The organism is Streptomyces sp. NPDC037083, from assembly GCF_055606485.1.
Window position 1 is genome coordinate 345763 of record NZ_JBVJSQ010000007.1, and the last position, 23426, is coordinate 369188.

At 71.6% G+C, this 23426-nt stretch carries 20 protein-coding genes; 11 read left to right on the forward strand and 9 right to left on the reverse strand.

The window, feature by feature from the left end:
* Positions 1-29: 29 nt before the first annotated feature.
* From ACZ7DE_RS21305 to ybaK, 4 genes are all read left to right on the forward strand, one after another.
* A complete protein-coding gene (locus tag ACZ7DE_RS21305) occupies positions 30-1607 on the forward strand; it encodes an oxidoreductase (RefSeq protein ID WP_470763437.1) in 1578 nt (525 codons plus the stop codon).
* A gap of 120 nt (positions 1608-1727) precedes the next feature.
* Positions 1728-2771: a hypothetical protein gene (locus ACZ7DE_RS21310; protein WP_470763438.1), complete on the forward strand. Its 1044-nt coding sequence runs from the start codon at positions 1728-1730 to the stop codon at positions 2769-2771.
* 11 nt (positions 2772-2782) lie between these two features.
* Positions 2783-3523: an LON peptidase substrate-binding domain-containing protein gene (locus ACZ7DE_RS21315; protein ID WP_470763440.1), complete on the forward strand. Its 741-nt coding sequence runs from the start codon at positions 2783-2785 to the stop codon at positions 3521-3523.
* A 19-nt stretch (positions 3524-3542) separates the two neighbouring features.
* Complete coding sequence (gene ybaK, locus ACZ7DE_RS21320; RefSeq protein WP_470763442.1) at positions 3543-4046, forward strand: Cys-tRNA(Pro) deacylase; 504 nt, start codon at positions 3543-3545, stop codon at positions 4044-4046.
* Positions 4047-4307: 261 nt separating this feature from the next.
* Here the strand turns inward: ybaK and ACZ7DE_RS21325 are convergent, their stop codons facing one another.
* From ACZ7DE_RS21325 to ACZ7DE_RS21340, 4 genes are all read right to left on the reverse strand, one after another.
* Positions 4308-4997 (reverse strand): DUF2567 domain-containing protein, encoded by a 690-nt coding sequence (locus ACZ7DE_RS21325; RefSeq protein ID WP_470763444.1) that lies wholly within the window; start codon positions 4995-4997, stop codon positions 4308-4310.
* A 34-nt stretch (positions 4998-5031) separates the two neighbouring features.
* Positions 5032-5856 carry an ABC transporter permease gene (locus ACZ7DE_RS21330; RefSeq protein ID WP_470763446.1) on the reverse strand — a complete coding sequence of 275 codons (825 nt, stop codon included), beginning with the start codon at positions 5854-5856 and terminating at the stop codon, positions 5032-5034.
* Between the two features lie 103 nt (positions 5857-5959).
* Complete coding sequence (locus ACZ7DE_RS21335; protein ID WP_470763448.1) at positions 5960-6979, reverse strand: ABC transporter ATP-binding protein; 1020 nt, start codon at positions 6977-6979, stop codon at positions 5960-5962.
* A 63-nt stretch (positions 6980-7042) separates the two neighbouring features.
* The gene (locus tag ACZ7DE_RS21340) at positions 7043-8260 is read right to left on the reverse strand and encodes an NYN domain-containing protein (RefSeq protein ID WP_470763450.1); all 1218 of its coding nucleotides are present in this window, start codon (positions 8258-8260) and stop codon (positions 7043-7045) included.
* Between the two features lie 223 nt (positions 8261-8483).
* Here ACZ7DE_RS21340 and ACZ7DE_RS21345 point away from each other — a divergent pair, with 223 nt between their 5' ends.
* Entirely contained in the window at positions 8484-8648 is a 165-nt protein-coding gene (locus ACZ7DE_RS21345; protein ID WP_470763452.1) for a hypothetical protein, read from the forward strand.
* Between the two features lie 87 nt (positions 8649-8735).
* Here the strand turns inward: ACZ7DE_RS21345 and dnaE are convergent, their stop codons facing one another.
* Positions 8736-12275 carry a DNA polymerase III subunit alpha gene (gene dnaE, locus ACZ7DE_RS21350; protein WP_470763454.1) on the reverse strand — a complete coding sequence of 1180 codons (3540 nt, stop codon included), beginning with the start codon at positions 12273-12275 and terminating at the stop codon, positions 8736-8738.
* 215 nt (positions 12276-12490) lie between these two features.
* Here dnaE and ACZ7DE_RS21355 point away from each other — a divergent pair, with 215 nt between their 5' ends.
* From ACZ7DE_RS21355 to ACZ7DE_RS21375, 5 genes are all read left to right on the forward strand, one after another.
* Positions 12491-13816, forward strand: coding sequence for a DUF2252 domain-containing protein (locus ACZ7DE_RS21355; RefSeq protein ID WP_470763455.1), 1326 nt, complete (start codon positions 12491-12493; stop codon positions 13814-13816).
* 67 nt (positions 13817-13883) lie between these two features.
* Entirely contained in the window at positions 13884-14576 is a 693-nt protein-coding gene (locus ACZ7DE_RS21360) for a hypothetical protein (protein ID WP_470763457.1), read from the forward strand.
* 91 nt (positions 14577-14667) lie between these two features.
* Entirely contained in the window at positions 14668-15489 is an 822-nt protein-coding gene (locus ACZ7DE_RS21365; protein ID WP_470763459.1) for a thioredoxin domain-containing protein, read from the forward strand.
* 218 nt (positions 15490-15707) lie between these two features.
* On the forward strand, positions 15708-16061 hold the full coding sequence (locus tag ACZ7DE_RS21370; protein WP_470763461.1) for a hypothetical protein: 354 nt from the start codon (positions 15708-15710) through the stop codon (positions 16059-16061).
* A gap of 250 nt (positions 16062-16311) precedes the next feature.
* Positions 16312-17991 (forward strand): alkaline phosphatase D family protein, encoded by a 1680-nt coding sequence (locus ACZ7DE_RS21375; RefSeq protein ID WP_470763463.1) that lies wholly within the window; start codon positions 16312-16314, stop codon positions 17989-17991.
* Positions 17992-18007: 16 nt separating this feature from the next.
* Here the strand turns inward: ACZ7DE_RS21375 and ACZ7DE_RS21380 are convergent, their stop codons facing one another.
* Positions 18008-18577, reverse strand: a complete 570-nt coding sequence (locus ACZ7DE_RS21380) for a dienelactone hydrolase family protein (protein WP_470763464.1) — start codon at positions 18575-18577, stop codon at positions 18008-18010.
* A gap of 188 nt (positions 18578-18765) precedes the next feature.
* On the opposite strand from ACZ7DE_RS21380, the gene ACZ7DE_RS21385 reads away from it, so the two are divergent.
* The gene (locus ACZ7DE_RS21385) at positions 18766-19878 is read left to right on the forward strand and encodes a mechanosensitive ion channel family protein (RefSeq protein ID WP_470763466.1); all 1113 of its coding nucleotides are present in this window, start codon (positions 18766-18768) and stop codon (positions 19876-19878) included.
* Between the two features lie 407 nt (positions 19879-20285).
* Here ACZ7DE_RS21385 and ACZ7DE_RS21390 read toward each other — a convergent pair whose 3' ends face one another.
* The 3 genes from ACZ7DE_RS21390 to ACZ7DE_RS21400 form a co-directional block, all read right to left on the reverse strand.
* Complete coding sequence (locus ACZ7DE_RS21390; protein WP_470763468.1) at positions 20286-21872, reverse strand: Na+/H+ antiporter; 1587 nt, start codon at positions 21870-21872, stop codon at positions 20286-20288.
* Between the two features lie 66 nt (positions 21873-21938).
* Positions 21939-22415 carry a GNAT family N-acetyltransferase gene (locus ACZ7DE_RS21395; RefSeq protein ID WP_470763470.1) on the reverse strand — a complete coding sequence of 159 codons (477 nt, stop codon included), beginning with the start codon at positions 22413-22415 and terminating at the stop codon, positions 21939-21941.
* On the reverse strand, positions 22412-23356 hold the full coding sequence (locus tag ACZ7DE_RS21400; protein ID WP_470763472.1) for an RluA family pseudouridine synthase: 945 nt from the start codon (positions 23354-23356) through the stop codon (positions 22412-22414). The genes ACZ7DE_RS21395 and ACZ7DE_RS21400 overlap by 4 nt, the downstream gene beginning before the upstream one ends.
* Between the last annotated feature and the right edge of the window lie 70 nt (positions 23357-23426).

Consider the following 23426-nt stretch of genomic DNA (forward strand, 5'->3'; position numbering starts at 1 on the left):
ACCCGTGAGTAACGATGGGGGCGACAAGAGTGACCGAAGGGGCCGGCGTCCACGCGGGCGATCTGCCGGAGGACCTGACTCCCGCCGAGGCGGGCATGTGGCAGGCCTTCCGCAACGGCAGCGTGTACGACCTGAGCAGCGGGGACACGGTGGTCGACGATCCGCACGGCGGGCATCCGTGGGGCGGGAACCGGACCGTGCGGGCCCGGATCGTGGCCTGGCTGCTGCTGGACGGGCCGCCCGCGCTGGCCGGCCGCGTGTCCTCGCTGAAGCTGGCCGGCGTGCAGATCAGCGGCTCCCTGGACCTCGCGGGCGGCACGGTGGTGCCGTACGTGGAGATGAAGCGCTGCCGCTTCGAGCGCGAGGTGCGGATGCCGGAGGCGCGGTTCACCACCATGCGGATGGTGGACTGCTCGGTGCCGCGGCTGGAGGCGGCCCGGCTGCACACCGAGGGCGATCTGCACCTGCCCCGCTGCCGCTTCCACAACGGCGTACGGCTCACCGACGCGCAGATCGGCACGGACCTGCTGCTCAACCAGGCGATCGTCTACCGGGACCGCACCGGCCGCTCGATCGCCGCCGACGGCATGACGGTCGGCCAGGACCTGCAGGCCGAGCTGCTTGAGTCACACGGCGAGCTGAGTCTGCGCAGCGCCAAGATCGGCGTGTCCCTGAGCCTGCGCGGGGCCCGGCTGGCCAACCCCTACACGCGGCTCGCGCTGAACGCGCCCCAGCTCACCGTGGGGCGCACGCTGTATCTGACCCCGGCCGGCGTGGGCGGGCAGGCGCTGAGCGGCACCACCCCCGCGCGCGGGACACGCATCCAGCGCTTCGACTGCCGCGGCGGGGTGCGCCTGGACGACGGCCGGTTCGGGGACGCCGTGGACCTGGAGCAGGCCCGGTTCACGTTCACCGACGACCAGGAGCTGTCGCTGCGCCGGGTCCAGACGCCCGAGCTGCGCTTCCTCGGGGAGCGGCCCAAACGCGGCCGGGTCGTCCTGTCCGGCGCCCGGGTGATCAACCTCGTGGACCGGGCGAGCGCCTGGCCGGGGCCCGGCAGTCTGCACATGGGCGGCTTCACGTACGAGAACCTGGTGCCGCAGGGTCCGTTCTCGCTGGCCGAGCGGTTGCGCTGGGTGGCCGCCGCCACCGCCGAGTACGCCCCGGAGCCGTACGAGCGGCTGGCGGCGGTGCTGCGGGCCGGCGGGGAGGACGAGGACGCCCGCGAGGTGCTGCTGGCCAAGCAGCGCCGCCGGCGCGAGACCCTCCCGCCGGCCGCGAAGGTGTGGGGGTACGCCCAGGACTGGGCGGTCGCGTACGGGTACCGGCCGGGGCGTGCGGCGGTGTGGATGGCGGTGCTGTGGGCCGCAAGCTCCCTGGCCTTCGCGCACGCCGCCCATCCGCCCGTGGACCGCGACGGGCACCCGCCCTGGAACCCCGCCCTGTTCACCCTGGACCTGCTGCTGCCGGTCATCGACCTGGGGCAGGTCGGCCAGTGGCAGCTGCACGGCGGCTGGCAGTGGCTGTCGACGGCGCTGATCCTGCTGGGCTGGGTCCTGGCGACGGCGGTGGCGGCGGGAGCGACGCGTCTGCTGCGCCGCAGCTGAGCACGCGGCTCCCGGCCGTTCACTCCCCACTCTCGCCTTTACCCTCCCTTGACCTCGCGCCGTACAACTTTCCGCCGGTTGCCCGCACCCTCTGGCGCAATCTGAACCTGCGGCTTTTCAATGGTCGGCACCATGGCTCTGCTGCCCCCCTTCATCCGCGCCTCCCGGATATCCCGGACGGCACGGGTCGTCGCCCCCCACAGCGCCGCCGGGCTCCCCGCCGACGACGAGGTGCTCCTCGACGTGCCCGACGACCGGCTCGGGCCCGCGCTGGTCGCGGCCGGCCTGGGCGCCTACGCGCCCGCCGCCGAACTGATGGCCCACACCCGCGAACGCGCCGAGTGGGAGTACCACGACCGGTACGCGACCCGCCTGGCGTCCTTCGCGCACGCCCGCCCGGAGTGGTTCGAGGAGTGGCGCGAGGCCGCCCCGCGCGACCCCGACGTGCTGCTCGTCTCCGCCCAGCTCTCCCTGGCCAGGGCCTGGCGGTCGCCGGCCCGGGCCGAACTGCTGCGCGAGGTGAGCCCGCTGATCACGGCGGCCGCCCAGAGCGACGTCCGCGACCCGGTGCCCTGGCGGATCGCCCTGGACCACGCCCGCGGCACGCAGGCCGGCCACAAGTACTTCGGCGAGCTGTGGGCGGCCGCGGTCCGCCGCGCCCCGCACCACTACGGCTGCCATGTGGCCGCCAAGCGCTATCTGGCCGAGTCGTGGCACGGCTCCCACCGCGAGTGCTTCGACTTCGCCGACCGGGCCGCGCAGGACGCGCCCGCCGGCTCCCTCGTCCAGGCGCTGCCGGCGCGGGCGGCCTTCGCCTACCTGACCGACGGCTGCGGCCCCGAGGTACCGCGCGAACGGCTGGAGGCGGCCGCCGACCGAGCCGTCGCGCTCTCCGCCCGCTTCCCGGCCGCCGACCCGTGGCCGGCCGAGATCCGCAACGTGCTGACGTACGTCCTGGTCCGCCTGGACCGCCGCGACGAGGCCCTCGCGCAACTGCGCCTGATCGGCCCGTACGCCACGTCCTTCCCCTGGGACCGGCTGTCGGACGATCCGCTCGGCCACTTCCTGGCGGTACGCGAGGAAGTGCGCTCGGGGCCGTCCGGCCGGCCCCCGTGGCATCCGGGGAATGGGCACGGCGGACGAGCCCGCCCGCTGGACCATTAGGCTTCTGCGTCGTGACCACCGTCCGTCTGCCGCTCTTCCCCCTGAACTCGGTGTTGTTCCCGGGACTCGTCCTCCCGCTCAACGTCTTCGAGGAGCGCTATCGCGCCATGATGCGCGATCTGATGAAGACCCCCGAGGACGAATCGCGCCGGTTCGCCGTCGTCGCCATCCGCGACGGCCACGAGGTGGCGCCCAGTTCCCCGGGCATGCCCGACCAGACGGCGGTGCCCGAGCGCGGCCCCGCCGCCGGCTTCGGCGACGACCCGGTCAAGGCGTTCCACGGCGTCGGCTGTGTGGCCGACGCGGCGACCGTCCGCGAGCGCGCCGACGGCACCTTCGAGGTGCTGGCGACGGGCACGACCCGCGTGAAGCTGCTGTCGGTGGACGCCTCCGGCCCGTTCCTGACGGCCGAGCTGCAGGAGCTGCCCGAGGACCCCGGCGACGAGGCGGGCGCTCTCGCGGAGGGCGTGCTGCGGGCCTTCCGCCAGTACCAGAAGCGTCTGGCGGGCGCCCGGGAACGCTCCCTGACCACGGGCGCGGACCTCCCGGACGACCCCTCGGTGGTGTCGTACCTGGTGGCGGCCGCGATGATGCTGGACACCCCCACCAAGCAGCGGCTCCTGCAGGCCCCGGACACGGCCTCCCGCCTGCGGGACGAGCTGACCCTGCTGCGCGCGGAGACCGCGATCATCCGCAACCTGCCCTCGCTGCCCGCGGCGGAACTGACCCGCGGCCCGACGAGCCTCAACTGACGTCACCGAGAAGGCCCGAATGGCGAAGAAGTCGAAGAAGCAACAGCAGCCGGGGGGCACGCCCGCGACGGTGGCCCTGACCGCGGCGGGCGTGGACTTCACCGTGCACGCCTACGACCACGACCCGGGTCACCCGTCCTACGGCGAGGAGGCGGCCGAGGCGATGGGCGTCTCCCCCGACCGGGTCTTCAAGACCCTGGTCGCGGACGTGGACGGGGCCCTGACGGTGGCGGTGGTCCCGGTCGCCGGTTCCCTGGACCTCAAGGCCCTGGCATCGGCGGTGGGCGGCAAGCGGGCGGCGATGGCCGACCCCGCCCAGGCCGAACGCACCACGGGCTATGTCCGGGGCGGCATCTCCCCCTTGGGCCAGCGCAGGAGACTCCCCACGGTCCTGGACGACTCGGCGACGGCCCACGCCACGATCTGCGTCTCGGCGGGCAGACGGGGCCTGGAGGTCGAGCTGTCGCCCAAGGATCTGGCCGAACTCACCGGAGCGGTGCTGGCACAGATCGGCCGGGGCTGAGGCTGCTGAGGGTTTCTTCGGCCCGTCCGGCGCTTCGGGCCGGGGCTGAGGTCCTTCAGCCCGTCCGGCGCTCCAGGGCGGGGCTGAGGCTGAGGGTTTCTCCGGCCCGTCCGGCGTGCGAGGGCGAGGCCTCTTCAGGGCCGTGAAGGGGGTCTGGGCGTGCGCAGCCCCGAGGCCGGGCACCCCCGGGGTCGGGCACTCCCGAGGCCGGGAACCCCCGGGGTCGGGAAGAGGAAGGGGCGGCGGGGGCGGGAACCGCCTTCACGCCATGGGCGCCCCGTACCCGTCCTTGGGCATGCCCCCGTGCGGCGGGTAGGCGTCGGGGTCCCGGGGCCCGAACAACGCCGTGAGCCCCAGGTGCACCAGCACCGCGGCGAACGACCAGGCCAACAGCGCCCCCTTGGCCCCCAGCTTCAGCGGAGCCGGGAACGTGACCCCCTTGCCCACCGCCTGCGCATGGGCGATGACGTCGGAGTCCGGCCCCAGCCACACCCCGAGCCGCCAGGCCAGCAGCGATCCGAGGAACCCCCCGAGGCCGAGAGCGACCACCAGCGGCACTCCCCCGCGCCGCCGCCAGGCGAAGACCGCCGCCGCGCTCACGGCGCCGCAGGCCAGGGCCAGCAGGGTGAACGTCCCGTCCACCCCGATCGCCTGCTCGCCCTCGGTGTCCTTGAAGTAGACGACCCACTGCTTGTCCGCGAGGTCGCCGACGAGCGGCACCTTCGGCGCCAGCCACACCCACAGCAACCCGAGCAGGACGCCGGTCAGCGCGACCGCCACCGTGATCACGGCGGCTTCCCGCAGTTCGGTCTTCATCCCGGGGCCGTCCTGTCCGTACGCGACGTCGTGGGGCGCGGCGGCGACTCCGGCGTACCCGCCGGGCGACGGCGGCCATGCGTCGTGCGATGACGGTTCGTGCGGCGGCGGAGGCGGAGTCAGCGGTGCGGTCACCCTGACATCGTGCCAGGCCCGCCCGTCCGGCGCGTCACCGGACGGCGGCTCGGCGGTACGCCCAGGTGGCGACGGCCAGCGAGACGACGCCCACGCCCGCGCAGACGGCGAGGTCGCCGAGCACGAACGCCCAGTCGGGGTCCGCCCCGAAGGTCCGGGCGAACGCCTCGACCCCGTACGTCGACGGCAGCAGGTCGCGGGCGAGGCGCACCGCCTCCGGCATGCGGTCCGGCGGCAGGACGCCCAGCAGCAGCGCGGCCGACATGCCGAGCTGGCCCAGCACGGTGGCCAGCTCCGGCCGCGGCGCGAGCAGGCCGAAGGCCGCGCCGAGCCCGGACAGCGCGGCGCCGGCCAGCGGGATCACGGCCGCGAGCACCCACAGATGCGTCAGCGGCAGCCCGAACAACACGCACCCGAACACGGCGGTGACCAGCGTGCCCGGCACCGTGAAGGAGGCGTACGCCCCCGCCGCCCCCAGCACCACGGCCGCGGGCGGCACGGGCAGCGTCGCGTAGTGGTCCAGGCCGCCGCTCGCCCGCAGCTGTCCGAAGTACTGCGCGAGCAGGTTGAGCGCGACGAAGGCGACGACCAGCACCGCGGACCCGGCCACCACGGCCTCCGCCTCGCGGCCTCCGTCCACCACGCCCCGCATCATGATCAGGATGCCGACCGACTGGAAGGTCGCCACGAACAGCAGCGGGATGCGCGCCACCCGCGCCCGGGACAGCTGCGCCCGGTAGACGGCCACGAGCGAAGGCCACAGCCGGGCGCGCGGCGCCAGCTCGGCCGGGGCGACACGGCGGGTCTCCGGAACGGCCCGGGCACTGCCCGGCAGAACCTCGGCGGGTACGACACTCACGTGGCGCTGCTCCTCTTCCCTACGGTTCTCATACCGTCCCATACGGCCCCGGCTGTCCGCCCGCTCACCTCGGCGCCCCTCGCGCCCTCGGCCGCCCGCGCGCTCATGCCCGCACCAGGCCCTGCCGTGCCGCCCCGCCCAGCGCCAGGTAGACGTCCTCCAGGCTCGGGGTGGCCAGGGTGAAGTCGTCCAGCGCGGCGAAGGCGGCCCCGCCGGTGACGGTGGCGACGACCGCCCGGGCCTCGTCGGGCGCCAGCCGCAGCGTCCAGCGGCGCCCGGACTCCACGGCCCGCTCACGCAGCGCGGCGACCTCGGGGACGTCCAGCGGCGCCCGCTCGCGCCACACCAGCTCCACCCGCACCTCGCCGGCGACCTGCTCCTTCAGTCCGGCGGGGGTGTCGCAGGCGATGACGCGGCCCTGGTCGAGGACGGCGACGCGGTCGAGGACGGTCTCGGCCTCGATGACGTTGTGGGTGACGAGCAGGACGGTCGTCCCGCGCTCGGCCCGCCGGCGGTCCACGGCGGCCCACACGGCCCGCCGCGCCACCGGGTCCATTCCCGTGGTCGGCTCGTCCAGCACCAGCAGCGGCCGCTCCCCCACCAGCGCGGCGGCGAAGCAGGCGAGCCGCCGCTGCCCGCCGGACAGCTTGCGCAGCGGCCGCCCCGCGAGCGGCGTGAGGGCGAGCTCGTCGAGGACGGCGTCGCGCTCCCGGCGCGCCGCGCGTACGTCGAGGCCGCGCAGCCGCCCGGTGGTCTCGGCGGCGAGGGAGACGGTGAGTTCGTCGAGGGCGCTGGACTCCTGCCCGAGGTAGGCGAGGATGCGGGCGGCCCGCTCGGGGTGGCGCACGATGTCGTGGCCGAGGATCTCCACACTCCCCGCGTCGGGCCGCATCAGCCCGGTCATCTGCCGCACGAGGGTGGTCTTGCCGGCGCCGTTCGGACCGAGCAGGCCGAAGATCTCACCGCGCCGGATGTCCAGCCGCACGTCGTCGGTGGCCCGCACCTCGGGTGTCGCGGGAGTGCCGCGCCGGCCCCGGACCGCGGGATAGGACTTCGTCAGCCCGCGCACGGCACACACGACCTCGTCCCCGTGCCGGATGGCCGATGCCGCGCGCGTACTCACAAGGGACGAGACTACGGGGTCGAGGAGGTCCGCCCGCCGTCGGGGGCGTCCAGGACGCCCGGTTCAGTCCCCCGCCGGGGCGTGCTCGGCGGCGGTCCGCACGTCGATCTCGCGCCAGAATCCCGCCCGGATGGCGTACCGGTCGTGTTCGTCGATCTGGTCGTCCTTGTGCGCGAGAAGTCCGAAGCGGGCCGCGTACCTCAGCAGCTCGCCGTCGATGCGGTGCGGGATCCGCGGGTACATGCCCGACAGCTTCTGCAGATGGCCGGAGTCGCCGAGCCGCTCCATCCACCGGCGCGCGAAGACCTGCCCGACCTCGTAGGGGTCCCCGCCGACGGTGGTGATGTCCTCCTCGCGGTCGGCCCAGCGCTGTTCCGCCGTGGTGAGCTGCGCGAGCGTCGGCATCGAGGCGACCTCGGCGGGTTCGGCGGCGGTCCCGGGGCGGTCGACCCAGCCCTTGTCGGAGGACCAGCGCAGGGTCGCGGTGGCGGGGTGCTGGACGGCGTGTGCGCCGGGCGCGCGCAGGGCGGCCAGGTCCTTGGGGGTCGGGACGCCCTTGGGGGCCGGGACGCGCTCCTGCGTCCCGTTGTCGGAGCCGGCGGCCGCGGAGGCGTGCTCGGGCTCGTCCGAGGCGCGCTCGGCGGGGGCGAGACCGGAGTCGGGCAGCGGCGCGGAGAGGATGGCGGCGATCTCGGGCCGGGGCGCCGGCGGCGGCGCGCAGATCCCGCCGAGGTCCTTCGCCCGTACGGCCTTGGTGATCCAGTTGCGGTCCAGGACGCGCCGCTCGTCGGCCTCGGCGACCAGGTCCTCGGACTGGTTGTAGTCGCCGTCGGCGGCCTGCACGGCCCACAGGTGGACGGCGACCCCGTGCTCCTTGGCGGCCATCATGCCCGGCAGCAGGTCGCCGTCGCCGGTGACCAGGACGACGTCGGAGCAGGCGCGGTTGCGGGCCAGCTCGGTCAGCTCCGCGTGCATGGCGGCGTCGACGCCCTTCTGGGCCCACCGCCCGTCGCTGCGGGTCAGGGCGCCCAGCCGGACGGTCACCCGGGGCATCACGCGCAGTCTGCGGTGCTCCGGCTGGGGGACGCGGTCGGGGGCGCCGTCGAACCAGTAGATGCGCAGCAGCGGGCGCTCGGTCTCGGACTCGGCCTGTTCGCGCAGGCCCTGGACGAGGGCGGAGTGGTCGACGGTGATGCGGGATCGCGAGGGCTCTCCGGCGAGGAGACTCGCGGCGGCCCCCAGCAGATACCCGGCGTCCACCAGGACGATGCAGCGGTCCACACGACTCACCCTCTTTCCGGGAGGTTTGCTTCGGGCTTCCTTCGAGTCTGCCCGACTGCGCGGGGGTTAACGGCCCGAACTCGATCTTCGGCGTGGCGTTTCGAGGGCTTGTGCGCCGACAACCCCTGTTACAGACGGTAATTATCCGAAATGCGTCGCAAGTCAGCCTATGTGAATCTGGTCCCGGCCCTGGCCCTTAGATCCCCTCAGGAGGCAGAGCACCATGGCCAAGAACAAGAAGCAGGATCGTAAGCAGCCGCAGTCCGACCGTGGTCAGCAGGCGGCACGGCCGTCGACGATGGAGTCGCAGGCCGAGCAGCACATCGCCCAGGTGACGCCCGCCGATGTGGCCCGCAAGGGCCGGCAGAGGCGCTTCGGCCACAACTGACGTCGGCGCGACGGGCTCTTGCAGCCCGGGCACAGACGAGGGGCGCGTCCGGTACCGGACGCGCCCCTCGCACCTGTCTTCGCCTGATCAGCCCGCCAGGCAGGACGGGCCGAGCAGCACCTTCAGATCGCCGAACAGCGCGGGGTCGGGCTTGACCCGGTGGCGGTCCAGGCGCAGGACGGTCGTCTTCGTCGGGCCCTGGAGCCTGATCCGGACCTCGCTGTCGCCCCTGTGGTGGGTGAGGATCTCGCCGAGGCGGTTGATCATCGGCGGGGTGACCCGGGTGGCCGGGATGGTGAGAATCACGGGCGCGTTGGTGCCCGCGTTGGACAGGTCGGGGACCTGGAGCTCCATCGCGACGAGCCGCGGCACGTCCTCGCGCTTGTCGAGGCGGCCCTTGACGAAGACGACGGCGTCCTCGACGAGTTGGGTCGAGACGAGCTGGTACGTGGCCGGGAAGAACATGCACTCGATGGAGCCCGCGAGGTCCTCGACGGTGGCGATCGCCCAGGCGTTGCCCTGCTTGGTCATCTTGCGCTGGAGGCCGGAGATGATGCCGCCGATCGTCACCACCGCGCCGTCCGCGTGCTCGCCTCCGGTGAGCTGGGCGATGCCCGCGTCCGCCTTGTCGGACAGCACGTGCTCCAGGCCGAAGAGCGGGTGGTCGGAGACGTACAGGCCGAGCATCTCCCGCTCCTGGGCGAGCAGATACGTCTTCTCCCACTCGTCGGTCGTGAACTCGACGTCGAGGCCGAAGCCGGGCTCGCTGGTGTCCTCGTCGCCCATGCCGCCGAAGAGGTCGAACTGCCCCTCGGCCTCCTTGCGCTTGACCGCCACCACGTTGTCGATCATCGGCTCGAACTGCGCGGTCAGACCCTTGCGGGTGTGCCCCATGGTGTCGAACGCGCCCGCCTTGATCAGCGATTCCGTGGTGCGCTTGTTGCAGGCGACCGCCTCGACCTTGTCGAGGTAGTCGGGGAAGGACACGTACTTCCCCTTGGCCTTGCGGCTCCTGATGATCGAGTCGACCACGTTCGTGCCGACGTTGCGGACAGCCTCGAGTCCGAAGAGGATCACGTCGTCGCCCTGGGCGGCGAAGTTGTGCACCGACTCGTTGACGTTCGGCGGCAGCACCTTGATGCCCATGCGCCGGCACTCGTTGAGGTAGATCGCGGACTTGTCCTTGTCGTCCTTGACCGAGGTGAGCAGTGCGGCCATGTACTCGGCGGGGTAGTTCGCCTTGAGGTAGGCCGTCCAGTACGAGACCAGTCCGTACGCGGCGGAGTGGGCCTTGTTGAACGCGTAGCCGGCGAACGGCACCAGCACGTCCCACAGCGCCTGGATCGCCTCGTCGCTGTAGCCGTTCTTCTTCGCGCCGGCCTGGAAGATGGTGAAGTTCTTCGCCAGCTCGTCGGGCTTCTTCTTGCCCATCACGCGGCGCAGGATGTCGGCCTCGCCGAGCGAGTACCCGGCGATGATCTGGGCGGCCTTCTGCACCTGCTCCTGGTAGACGATCAGGCCGTAGGTGACGGCCAGGACCTCTTCGAGGGGCTCCTCCAGCTCCTTGTGGATCGGGGTGATCTCCTGGAGCTTGTTCTTGCGCAGGGCGTAGTTGGTGTGCGAGTCCATGCCCATCGGGCCGGGACGGTAGAGCGCGGAGACGGCGGAGATGTCCTCGAAGTTGTCGGGCTTCATCAGACGCAGCAGTGAGCGCATCGGCCCGCCGTCGAACTGGAAGACGCCGAGGGTGTCACCGCGCTGGAGCAGTTCGAAGGTCGTCGGATCGTCGAGCGGCAGGCTCAGCAGATCGATGTCGACGCCCTTGTTGGACTTCACCATCTTGACGGCGTCGTCCATGATCGTCAGGTTGCGCAGACCCAGGAAGTCCATCTTCAGCAGGCCGAGCGACTCGCAGCTCGGGTAGTCCCACTGCGTGATGGTCACGCCGTCGGTGTGCCTGACCCAGACCGGGACGTGCTCGGTGATGGTCTCGCTGGACATGATCACGCCGGCGGCGTGCACGCCCATCTGCCGGACCAGGCCCTCGACGCCCTTGGCGGTGTCGATGACCTTCTTGACGTCCGGCTCGTTCTCGTACATCGCGCGGACCTCGCCCGCCTCCGAGTACCGGGGGTGCGAGGGGTCGGTGATGCCGTTGAGGTCGATGCCCTTGCCCAGGACGTCGGCGGGCATCGCCTTGGTGATGCGGTCGCCCATCGCGTACGGGTAGCCCAGCACGCGCGCGGAGTCCTTGATCGCGTTCTTGGCCTTGATCTTGCCGTAGGTGCCGATCATGGCGACCTTGTCGGCGCCGTACTTCTCGGTCACGTACCGGATCACCTCGACGCGCCTGCGCTCGTCGAAGTCGATGTCGACATCCGGCATGGAGACGCGCTCGGGGTTCAGGAACCGCTCGAAGATCAGACCGTGCGGGATCGGGTCGAGGTCGGTGATGCCCATGGCGTACGCGACGATCGAGCCGGCCGCGGAGCCGCGGCCGGGGCCGACCGCGATGCCGTTGTTCTTGGCCCACATGATGAAGTCGGCGACGACGAGGAAGTAGCCCGGGAACCCCATCTGGATGATGACGTCCATCTCGTACTCGACCTGGCGCTGCCGGTCCTCGGGGACGCCGCCGGGGAAACGGCGGTCCATGCCCCGGCGGACCTCCTCCTTGAACCAGGTGACCTCGGTGTAGCCCTCGGGGATGTCGAACTTCGGCATGAGGTTCTTGGCCTCGAACATGCCGGTCGTGTCGATCTGCTCGGCCACCAGGAGGGTGTTGGCACAGCCCTCCTGCCAGGCGTCCGAGGAGTCGATGGCGTACATCTCGTCCGTGGACTTCAGGTAGTAGCCGGTGCCGTCGAACTTGAAGCGGTCGGGGTCGGAGAGGTTCTTGCCGGTCTGGATGCACAGCAGCGCGTCGTGCGCGGTCGCCTCGTGCGCGTACGTGTAGTGCGAGTCGTTCGTCACCAGCGGCGGGATGCCGAGCTTCTTGCCGATCTCCAGCAGTCCGTCGCGGACCCGGTGCTCGATGTCGATGCCGTGGTCCATCAGCTCCAGGAAGTAGCGGTCCTTGCCGAAGATGTCCTGGTACTCGGCGGCCGACTTCAGCGCCTCGTCGAACTGGCCGAGGCGCAGCCGCGTCTGGAGTTCGCCCGAGGGGCAGCCGGTGGAGGCGATGAGCCCCTCGGACCACTTCGAGATGGTCTCCTTGTCCATGCGGGGCCACTTCTGCAGCCAGCCCTCGGCGTAGGCGTCCGAGGAGAGCCGGAAGAGGTTGTGCAGGCCCGTCGCGTCGGCCGCCCAGATCGTCTTGTGGGTGTAACCGCCGGAACCGGAGACGTCGTCGCGCTTCTGGTGCGGCTGGCCCCACTGGATCTTGCGCTTGTTGCGCCGCGACTCGGGGGCGACGTACGCCTCGATCCCGATGATCGGGGTGACTCCGGCCTTCTTCGCGGTGTGGAAGAAGTCGTAGGCCCCGTGCAGGTTGCCGTGGTCGGACATCGCGATGTGGGTCATGCCCATCTCGTTGCACGCGTCGAACATGTCCTTCAGCCGCGCGGCACCGTCCAGCAGCGAGTACTGGGTGTGGACGTGCAGGTGCGTGAACGGCGGCTTTGACACGGCTGCGGCCTCCAAGGGAAACGAACGACGACTGGTGTCCCACGGGACGCGGACAGTCTGGGGGACAGCGTCGAAGTCTATGCCTCGCCACTGACACTCCGGGGGCTCGCCCGCGTACCTTCACAGCGAGGGGCATGGGCACTTTCGCACGGCCCCGCCCGTTGGAGACGACAGAAACGCTGTCGTACATGTCATGCACCAGGAGGCACCCAGCGATGTCGGTTCCGCAGCTCAACGACGAGCACCGCGGCGAGGAGATCCTCGCCGTCTTCGACACCGCGTTCGGCGAGCTCCTGGCCGCCGACCCGGCCGCGTTCCGAGTCAAGTTCCGGAAGATGGCGGCCTCGGCGTTCGCGTTCTACCGGGGCACGGCGGGCCTCTTCTACCACGATCTCGACGCCGAGAAGCGCGGCGGCCCGTTCCTGGACGAGCGCACCTCGCGCGTGTGGATCCACGGCGACCTGCACGCGGAGAACTTCGGCACCTACATGGACGCCACGGGCCGGCTGATCTTCAACGTCAACGACTTCGACGAGGCCTACGTCGGCCCGTTCACCTGGGACCTGAAGCGCCTCTCCGCCTCCCTCGCCCTCATCGGCTACGCCAAGGCGCTCAGCGACGAGCAGATCAGCGAACTGGTGGAGGTCTACGCGGGCGCGTACCGCGAGCGCATCCACGCGCTGGCGACCGGCGCCAAGAGCGACGAGGTGCCGCCCTTCACCCTGGACACCGCCCAGGGCCCGCTGCTGGACGCGCTGCGCGACGCCCGCTCGCTGACCCGCTTCGGGCTGCTGGACTCGATGACGGAGATCCGCGACTTCGAGCGCCGCTTCGCGCCGGGCGGCGGCTCCATCGAGCTGGACGCGGCGACCCGCTACAAGGTCCTCGCCGCCTTCGACGGCTACCTGGAGACGCTCCCGGAGACGTCGCTGGCCCGTCCGGACTCCTACCGGGTGAAGGACGTCGTCGGCCGCCGCGGCATCGGCATCGGCTCGGCCGGTCTGCCGTCGTACAACATCCTCCTCGAGGGCCACAGCGACGCCCTGGAGAACGACGTCGTGATCTACATCAAGCAGGCCCAGACCCCGGCCGTCTCCCGGCACATCACCGACCCGGCGATCCGTGGCTACTTCCAGCACGAGGGCCACCGCACGGTGATCTCCCAGCGCGCGCTCCAGGCCCACGCCGACCCGTGGCTGGGCTGGACCGAGCTGGACGGCGCGGGGCAGCTCGTCGCCGAGGTCTCGCCGTACGCGGTCGACCTGAACTGGGGCGACATCGACGATCCGGAGGAGATCGCGGGCGTCGTCGCGGACCTGGGCCGGGCCACCGCCACCATGCACGCGGCCGCGGACGACCAGTCCGGCGAGTCGCTGGTCCCGTTCTCCACGGAGCGGGCCATCGACGCCGCCATCGCGGCCGACGAGGAGGGCTTCGCACCGCTGCTGGTCGACTTCGCGCACACCTACGGCGCACGCGCGCGTGCCGACCACCAGATCTTCGTCGACCTGTTCCGCAACGGCCGGATTCCAGGTCTCTAACGGTCCGCGGCTCACAGGGACCCTTTAGCGGTCCCTTACGGGAGCACGTGGCACACTCTCCAGCGCTATGGACATATCCGGGACCCGCCTCAGAGCCGTACGCGCGGCGCTGTTCACGGCATTCGTCGTGACGCTCAGCACCGCGTCGCACGTGCTGCTGTCGCGGGCCCCGCTGCCGTTCAACACGGTGGCCGTGATCGCGGCCGCCGTGTTCGCCCTCGCGTACGCCCTGGCCGGCCGCGAGTGCGGATACGGACGGATCGCCGCCCTGCTGATCCCGCTGGAGCTGGCAGCCGACACGGTCTTCACCACCGGCCAGCACGTCTGCTACGGCCGGGCGGGCGGCCCGGTCGCCGGCCCGCTGGCCTCGGTCGGCTGGAACGTGCTGTGCGGCGGCGGCACGCAGGTCGGCACCCCGCTGGCCCAGGTCGCCGGCGCCGACACCGACAGGCTCGGCGGCCTCCTCGCCCACGCCGACCCGGCCACCGCGTGGCTGCTGCTCGCCGCGCACGTCTGCGTGAGCCTCGTCGCCGCCGCCTGGCTGCGCCGTGGCGAGCGGGCGCTGGTCCAGCTGCTGCGGGCGGCGACCGCGACCACCTTCCGGCCGCTGCTGCTGGCCGTGGCCGCCGTGACCGTACGACGCGCCCCGGCGGCCCGCCGCCTGCCGCGCCCCGCGCGCCGTGCCGCCGCCGTCCGCGAGCGGATCCTCGTGCACTCCCTCGGACGGCGTGGACCGCCGTGCCCGGTCGCCGCGGTCTGAACGGACCGCCCCACCTGAGCACACCTCGGTTCCACCCACGTCCACACGAACTTCCGCGTACCCACGTGTGCGCGTCCCTTTGGAGAACACCATGAGCAAGCGGAACAGCGCGGCGGCGAAGACGGCGGCCCGGGAGCGGCTGCGCATCGAGCGCGAGCGCGAGGCCAAGCGCGCCAAGGTCAAGCGTCAGATCATCGTCGCCTGCTCGGTCGTCGGCGTACTGGCGGCTGCGGGCGGCATAGGTTACGCCGTCGTCCAGGCCAACAAGCCCGAATACTGGGAGAACGTCAAGAGCGAGAAGCTCGTCAAGCCGGCCAACACCACCGGCGAGAACGGGACGACCGTCACCATCGGCAAGGCCGGCGCCAAGAAGACCCTCGCGATGTACGAGGACCCGCGTTGCCCCATCTGCGCCCAGTTCGAGCAGACGGTCGGCTCGACCCTCGACAAGGACGTCGCGGACGGCAAGTACAAAATCCAGTACGTGGGCGCCACCTTCCTCGACAACAAGCTCGGCGGCGAGGGATCGAGGAACGCGCTGAGCGCTCTCGGCGCGGCTCTCAACGTCAGCCCCGAGGCCTTTCTCGAGTACAAGACCGCGCTGTACTCGGCGAAGTACCACCCCGAGGAGACCGAGGACAAGTTCAAGGACGACTCCTACCTGATCAAGGTGGCGGACACGGTCTCCGCCCTGAAGAACAACACGAAGTTCCAGACCGCCGTGAAGAACGGCACCTACGACAAGTGGGCGCTCGTCATGAGCGGGAAGTTCGACACGGACAGCGAGAAGTACGGCATCCAGGGAACTCCGTCCCTGGTGATGGACGGCAAGCTCGTCACCGGCAGCAACGGCAACGTCCCCCAGACCGTGGCGGACTACGAAACCGCGATCGCCGCAGCGCTCAAGGGCTGAGACACCGGAATGCCCCGGACCGTGGAACCGGTCCGGGGCATTCCGTTTTTCCGGGAAGCCGACCCGGGAATTGCGCAAAGCGCGAAATTCCCCCCACATTCACCTTGCGGACGCAACGATCAAGCCACTTGCAAATCCGAAAATATTCCATTTACACCCACCGCTCGAGCCGGGTAACGTTCACGCCGCACCGACGCCAGAAAGTTGTGGGAGGAAAGATGAAATTCAAGAAAGCCCTCGTGTCGATTGCCGCCACAACGGCGGCAATCGGGGGACTCACCGTGGGTGGGGCGACGTCGGCCAATGCGGCCACATTTGGATGCGGCAGCAGCGGCACCAACAATTCCAATGGCGAGCTCAAAGTCGTGGTGGGGCATTTACGGAACGGCCCGTTTGCGTCGTGCACGCAGACCCAGTCCGTGGTGCCCGGCACGGCGTTCCACGCATGGTGCGGGGTCTACAACACGTCCGGGAACTTCTGGGTGTACGGGCGCGTGGGAAGCGGCCAGACCAAGGGCTGGATCTTCTCCGAGAACCTGTCCCTGTCGTCCGGGACGGTGAACATCTGCTGACCCCGATTCTCCGTGACGGCCCGTCAGTTCCTTGACGGGCCGTCTCGGGCCGTCCGGAAGCAGTGCGGAGACGCGTGGGAGGGAGTGCGGGGACGGCGAGGGTCGCCGGCGTCGCGGCGGGAGGCGGACCGCGCCGCGCGTCCCTCCGGGCCTCGAGGACCGAACCCTCCCTGACGCGCAGCCGAAGAGCGGGCGAACTTCTTTCCGGTTCGCCCGCTCTTCGTCGTACTGGTCAGTAATCTGATTGCCCGTGACCAGTCGATACAGATCATCCTCGAGCGCCGACGTTCCGTCAGAGCGCCCCAACTCGCTTTCCCCGCGCCGCCGTACGGTCGTCAAGGCCGCGGCGGCGACCGCTGTGCTGGCCGGACCGCTCGCCGCCGCGATGCCCGCCCGCGCCGCCGAGGCCCCGGTCTTCCTGCACGGCCTGGCCTCCGGTGACCCGTTGCCCGACGGTGTCCTGCTGTGGACCCGGGTGACGCCCGTCGCCGAGGCGATACCCGGCTCCGGAATCGGCCCGGACACCGAGGTGAGCTTTGTCGTCGCCAGGGACAAGGCGTTGACGGACGTCGTCGCCAAGGGCTCCGTCACCGCCACCGCCGCGAGCGACCACACCGTCAAGGCCGACGTCCGCGGTCTGGCGCCCGCCACCGACTACTGGTTCCGCTTCTCGGCCGGCGGCGCCGACTCCCCGGTGGCGCGCACCCGCACCGCGCCGGCGGCGGACGCGGCGGTGAGCGGTCTGCGGTTCGGCGTGGTCTCCTGCGCCAACTGGGAGGCGGGCTACTTCTCCTCGTACCGTCACCTCGCGGCCCGCGGCGACCTGGACGCCTGGCTGCATCTCGGCGACTACATCTACGAGTACGGCACCGGCCAGTACGGCACGCGCGGCACCGTCGTACGGCAGACCGCGCCCACGCACGAGATCCTCACGCTCGCCGACTACCGCACCCGGCACGGCAAGTACAAGACGGACCCGGATCTGCAGGCCCTGCACGCGAAGGCGCCGGTCGTCGCGATCTGGGACGACCACGAGTTCGCCAACGACACCTGGTCGGGCGGCGCGGAGAACCACACCGAGGGCGCCGAAGGCGCCTGGGCGGCCCGCCAGGCGGCCGCCAAGCAGGCCTACTTCGAGTGGATGCCGGTCCGTCCGGCGATCGCCGGCACCACCTACCGCCGGCTGCGCTTCGGCAAGCTGGCCGACCTGTCCCTGCTGGACCTCAGGTCCTTCCGCTCGCAGCAGGTCGCCGTCGGCAAGGGCAGCGTGGACGACCCGGACCGTACGATCACCGGGCGCGCCCAACTGGACTGGCTGAAGGCCGGGCTGAAGGCCTCCGACACCACCTGGCGGCTGGTCGGCAACTCGGTGATGATCTCCCCGTTCGCGGTCGGCTCACTCTCCGCGGACCTGCTCAAGCCGCTCGCCAAGCTGCTCGGCCTGCCCCAGGAGGGCATCGCCCTCAACACCGACCAGTGGGACGGCTACACCGACGACCGTCGTGAGCTCATCGCCCACCTGCGCGCCAACGCCGTCCGCAACACGGTCTTCCTGACCGGCGACATCCACATGGCATGGGCCAACGACGTGCCGGTGGACGCCGGCACGTACCCGCTGTCGGCCTCCGCCGCCACGGAGTTCGTGGTGACCTCGGTGACCTCCGACAACCTCGACGACATCGTGAAGGTTCCCGAGGGCACCCTCACCGCGATCGCCTCACCGGTCATCCGGGCGGCCAACCGGCACGTGCACTTCGTGGACACCGACCGGCACGGTTACGGCGTCCTGGACATCACCGCCGAGCGTGCGCAGATGGACTACTACGTCCTGTCCGACAGGATCAGTCCCACCGCGACCTCCTCCTGGTACCGCTCGTACCGCACGCGCAGCGGCACGCAGAAGGTGGAACGCACCTACGACCCGGTCTGACCGCCGGCCGCGCCGGTCACAGGGTTTCGAGGAAGCCGAGTGCCACCCGCCAGGTGGCCTCGGCGGCCTCCTCGTCGTAGTCGGGCAGGCCGGGGTCGGTGTAGAGGTGCCCGGCGCCCGCGTACCGGTAGATCTCCACGTCGGCGCCGGCTCTGCCCATCTGCAGGTACCAGGCGCTCAGCCAGTCGTCGGTCTCGAACGGATCCGGCTCGGCGACGTGCAGCTGTACCGGAAGCTCGTCGACCGTGACGTTCGCCGCGAGGTCCGAGGTGCCGTGCAGGAGCAGCAGACCACGTGCCTTGTCGTCGCCGAGGGCGAGGGTCTGCGCGACCGACGCGCCGAGGGAGAACCCGCAGTACACCAGCCCGCGCTCCGAGTAGGGAGCGGCGGCCAGGACCGCTCTCCTCAGCAGCTCGTCCTTGCCGATCTCCTCGTTGTGCGCCATGCCCTCCTCGACCGTGTCGAACGTGCGCCCCCCGAAGAGGTCCGGCGTCCAGACCTCGTGTCCGGCGGCGCGCAGCCGGTCCGCCGCCTCGCGCACCGCGGGCCGCAGACCATAGGTCGAATGGAAGAGCATGATGTTCATGCGCCCATGGTGCCAGCCCGCACCGACAACGGTGCCGACCTGCAGTGACAACGGTCCGGGCGGGCACGGACGACGGTCCCGGGCCTGCATGGACGACGGTCCCTGCCCGCCGTGACAACGCCGGGCGTGCGCCTCCTCACAGGAGTTCGCATGTTCAAGGTCGCTTGGACCCGGTTACGTTCGAAGGCATGGAGAACCTGCTCCGCCCCGTGATCGTGGTGGGCGGCTCGGTTGTGCTGACAGTCCTCATCGGCTGGGCCACCGACCGTCTGCTGTGCAAGGCCGACCAACGGCACCCCGAGACCTCGCTGTGGGGTCTGCTGCGCCGTGGGCGCATCCCCTACCAGCTCGTGCTGTGCGCGGCGCTGCTGAGAGGCTCGTACGACCAGGCGCAGCTGCTGGACGACCACAAGGTCGGCATCGGCCGCACCCTCACCCTGGTGCTGATCGGATCGGCGGCCTGGCTGGTGATCCGGATCACCGGGGCGATCGTCGAGACGTCGTACTCGCGCTACGCGCGCATGCACCGCGATCCGGCCCGGGTGCGCCGGGTCCGGACCCAGGTGTCGCTGATCATGCGGGTGGTGTCGGCCGTCGTCGGCGTGGTCGCCGCGGCGGCGATGCTGCTGACGTTCCCCGCCATGCGCGCGGCGGGCGCCTCCCTGCTGGCCTCGGCCGGAATCCTCGGCATCGTCGCCGGTGTGGCGGCCCAGTCGACGCTGAGCAACATGTTCGCCGGCCTGCAGATCGCCTTCGGCGACATGGTGCGCATCGGCGACACGGTCGTGGTGGACGGCGAGTGGGGCACGGTCGAGGAGATCACCCTGACGTTCCTGACCGTGCGCACCTGGGACGAGCGCCGCATCACGATGCCGGTGTCGTACTTCACCTCGAAGCCCTTCGAGAACTGGTCCCGCGGCACCCCGCAGATGACCGGCATCGTCTACTGGCACGTCGACCACGCGGCGCCGGTGGACGCGATGCGCGAGAAGCTGCGCGACATCCTGCGCGAGTGCCCCGCCTGGGACGGCCGCGCCTGCGGTCTGGACGTCACGGACACCACGCCCAACACCATGCAGGTGAGGGCGCTGGTCACGGCGAAGGACGCCGACGACATCTGGACGGTGCGCGTCGCGGTCCGCGAGCAGATGATCCGCTGGCTGTGGAAGGAACACCCGTACGCGCTGCCGCGGGTCAACACGGCGGACGCGGCCCTGCCCCCGGGCCGCCTGCCCGCCCAGGCCTCGTCCCCCGACGGCGCGGCCCGCCGCGCCCACGAGCCGCCGCGCACGGGCCGCTGAGCACGGGCCGCTGAGCGCCGGTCGCCCCGGACGGCCTGCCGGTCGGGACGGCCTGCCGGTCGGGGCGACCGGCAGGTCGGGGCGACCGGCAGGCCGGGGAGCGAGCCAATGCAGGGTGGCGGCGCGGGAACGTGCCGACCCGGCCCCCGGGCTGAAGGCCGCCCAGCTGCCGGCCGGGGTGGCGGAAAGACCGCAGGCGCAGGCGCGCGGGACGACCTCGGAGCCTGCCCGCAACCCCCGCACCCCGCACCCCGCACCCCATACCCCGTCTGCCGCGGCCGGCCTCCGGCCGCGGCAGACGGCGCGCGTCAGGCGTCAGGCGTCAGGCGTCAGGCGGGCCGACAACAGCACCCGGTCCCCCTGGACCGCGAGCCGCCCACCGGCCGTCTCACCCGTCTCACCCCCTCTCACCGCAGGCTGCGCACGTCCAAGTGGCGCAGGACCCGGTCCACGATCTCCGGGTCGGCGCCCGGCTCGCTGCGCGCCGCCACCACCTCGTGCCGAGCCGCGCTGAGCATCTCCCCCTGGATCCGCCGCACCCGCTTCAGCCTGCGCACCCGCTGATCGTGTCCCTCCCGCCGTTCGTCCTCCCCGACGTCCGGGCTGATCCGCAGCCCGATGTCGAGGGCCCGCCGCAGCATCTGCTCGGACAGCTCCTCCGACAGGTCCTCCTCGGCCTCGATCTCCCGCAGCCGCCGCTTCGCCGCCTTCGCGGCCCGCACCGCCAGCTCCTTCTCGAACTCCTTCTCGCGGTCGGTGTCCGACTGCACGTCGAGCCGCCTCACCAGCCAGGGCAGGGTGAGTCCCTGCAGGACCAGCGTCGCCATGATCACGCCGAACGCGATGAAGATGATCTCGTCACGGTCGGGAAAGGGTCCCCCGTCGTCGGTCTTCAGCGGGACGGCCAGCGCCAACGCCACCGAGGCCACCCCTCGCATCCCCGACCACCACATGACGACGGTCTCCCGCCAGTTCGTCGGGATGTCCTCGAGGTGGTCCTGTCGGGCGTGCAGCCGCTGCGTCAGCCAGGTCGCCGGCATCAGCCACAGCAGCCGTACGACGACGACCACGGCCACGATCACCGCCGCCCACCCGAGCATCTCCCCCCACCGCCCGGACGCCGTCCGGATCGCGTTGTGCAGCTCCAGGCCGATCAGCCCGAACGCGACGCCCGTGACGAGGGTGTCGATGATGTCCCAGAAGGTGTGGCCGGCCAGCCGGGTCAGCACGTCGTCGGGGTCGGTGGCGTACTCGGCGAGGAACAGCGCGGTGGTCAGCACGGCCAGCACCCCGGACCCGTGGAACTCCTCCGCCAGCACGTACGAGGCGTACGGCACCAGGAGCGTCAGACCGATCTGCAGCGTGGTGTCCCCGAGGACGTCCAGCAGCCGGTTCGCGCCCCACCCGAGGGCGACGCCCACGGCGACCGCCACCACCGCGGACAGCACCAGGTCGAGGCCGGCCCGCCACGGCGAGAACGACCCGCTCACGGCCGCGGCGATCGCCACGTGGTACAGCACGATGGCCGTCACGTCGTTGAACAGCCCCTCGCCCTCCAGGATGGACACCAGGCGACGGGGCAGCCCGAGCTGTCCGGCCACGGCCGTCGCGGCCACGGGGTCGGGCGGCGCGACGAGCGCCCCCAGCGCGACGGCGGCGGCGACCGGCAGCCCCGGCACGATCGCGTGGGCCACGGCGGCCACGCAGACCGTCGTGACGAACACCAGCGCCACGGCCAGCAGGAAGATCGGCCGTACGTTCGCCGCGAACTGCCGCCACGAGGTCCGCCGTACCGCCGCGTACAGCAGCGGAGGCAGCAGCAGGGGCAGGATCAGGTCGGGCGGGATCTCCACGTTGGGCACGAACTCGAGCACCGCGAGGACGATCCCGAGCAGGGTCATGAGCACCGGCGCGGGCAACCCGAACCGGTCCCCCACGGGGACGCTCACCACGGCCCCGAGCAACAGGACGAACAACAGGGCCAACTGGTCCACGGTCAGCGCTCCGGGTCTAGACGATCAAGGACATCCGGTCCTCCAGCGTCGCACGACCGCCGTCCGCTACAGCGAACGCCGCATGGACCTGTGCGGAATGCCCGCCTCCAGGTCCTCGGGGCCGTACGCCGCGTACCCGAGCCGTTCGTAGAAGCCCAGCGCCCGTGTCTGCGCGTGCAGCTCCACCGTGGCGAGCCCGTGGGCGCGTGCCGCCTCCTCGACGGCCCGCACCAGCGCCGCGCCGACGCCCAGCCCGCGCGCCTGCCGTATCACCGCGAGCCGTCCCAGCGAGCCCACCGACGGGTCGCCGCCGGTCCTGGCCGCGGCCGCCTCGCCGTACAGCAGCCGTCCGGTCCCGAGCGCCAGGCCGTCCTCCCGGACCGCCAGCAGGTGCACGGCGCCGGCGTCGTGCGCGTCGTACTCCAGGTCCTCGGGCACGCCCTGCTCGCGGACGAAGACCTCCTTGCGCACCGCGAAGCAGGCCTCCCGGTCGGCGAGGTCCCCGGCGACGCGCACCTCGTACGCGCGCGTCGGCCCGGTCATCCGTAGGTCTCCTCGCGCACCTGGTCCAGCGCCTTCTGCAGGTCCTCGGGGTAGTCGCTGGCGAACTCCGCCCACTGCCCGTCCCCGGGGTGCTCGAAGCCCAGCCGCACGGCGTGCAGCCACTGCCGGGTCAGCCCCAGCCGCTTGGCGAGCGTGGGGTCGGCGCCGTACGTCAGGTCGCCCACGCAGGGGTGGCGGTGGGCGGACATGTGGACGCGGATCTGGTGGGTGCGGCCCGTCTCCAGCTTCACGTCCAGCAGGGAGGCCGCGCGGAAGGCCTCGACCAGGTCGTAGTGCGTGACGGAGGGCTTGCCCTCGGCCGTGACCGCCCACTTGTAGTCGTGGTTGGGGTGGCGTCCGATGGGCGCGTCGATGGTGCCGCTGGTGGGGTCGGGGTGGCCCTGGACGAGCGTGTGGTAGCGCTTGTCGACCGTGCGCTCCTTGAACTGGCGCTTCAGCGACGTGTAGGCCCGCTCCGACTTGGCGACGACCATCAGACCGGACGTGCCGACGTCGAGCCGGTGCACGATGCCCTGTCGCTCGGCCGCACCCGAGGTGGAGATCCGGTAGCCGGCCGCGGCCAGGCCGCCGATCACCGTCGGCCCGCTCCAGCCGGGCGACGGGTGCGCGGCCACGCCGACCGGCTTGACGATCACGACCACGTCGTCGTCGTCGTGCACGATCTCCATGCCCTCGACCGGCTCGGCGACGATCTGCACGGGCGCCGGTGCCTGCGGCATCTCGACCTCCAGCCAGGCCCCGCCGCTGACCCGCTCGGACTTGCCGACCACCGAGCCGTCGACCATGACCTTCCCCGCCGCGGCCAGCTCGGCGGCCTTCGTACGGGAGAAGCCGAACATGCGGGAGATGGCGGCGTCGACGCGCTCGCCCTCCAGGCCGTCCGGCACGGGCAGGGTACGGATCTCGGGAATCGTGCTCACCCGTCGAGTATGCCGGACGGCCACGGCACCGCCGTACGGGCCTGTGGACGACCGCCCGCGAAAGCGGGGC

What these genes read in the sequence shown, in the direction of transcription:
- ACZ7DE_RS21310 (WP_470763438.1), top strand. Translation starts at nt 1,728, where the DNA reads ATGGTCGGCACCATGGCTCTGCTGCCCCCCTTCATCCGCGCCTCCCGG.
- ybaK (WP_470763442.1), top strand. Translation starts at nt 3,543, where the DNA reads ATGGCGAAGAAGTCGAAGAAGCAACAGCAGCCGGGGGGCACGCCCGCG.
- ACZ7DE_RS21345 (WP_470763452.1), top strand. Translation starts at nt 8,484, where the DNA reads ATGGCCAAGAACAAGAAGCAGGATCGTAAGCAGCCGCAGTCCGACCGT.
- ACZ7DE_RS21355 (WP_470763455.1), top strand. Translation starts at nt 12,491, where the DNA reads ATGTCGGTTCCGCAGCTCAACGACGAGCACCGCGGCGAGGAGATCCTC.
- ACZ7DE_RS21360 (WP_470763457.1), top strand. Translation starts at nt 13,884, where the DNA reads ATGGACATATCCGGGACCCGCCTCAGAGCCGTACGCGCGGCGCTGTTC.
- ACZ7DE_RS21365 (WP_470763459.1), top strand. Translation starts at nt 14,668, where the DNA reads ATGAGCAAGCGGAACAGCGCGGCGGCGAAGACGGCGGCCCGGGAGCGG.
- ACZ7DE_RS21370 (WP_470763461.1), top strand. Translation starts at nt 15,708, where the DNA reads ATGAAATTCAAGAAAGCCCTCGTGTCGATTGCCGCCACAACGGCGGCA.
- ACZ7DE_RS21380 (WP_470763464.1), bottom strand. Translation starts at nt 18,577, where the DNA reads ATGAACATCATGCTCTTCCATTCGACCTATGGTCTGCGGCCCGCGGTG.
- ACZ7DE_RS21385 (WP_470763466.1), top strand. Translation starts at nt 18,766, where the DNA reads ATGGAGAACCTGCTCCGCCCCGTGATCGTGGTGGGCGGCTCGGTTGTG.
- ACZ7DE_RS21395 (WP_470763470.1), bottom strand. Translation starts at nt 22,415, where the DNA reads ATGACCGGGCCGACGCGCGCGTACGAGGTGCGCGTCGCCGGGGACCTC.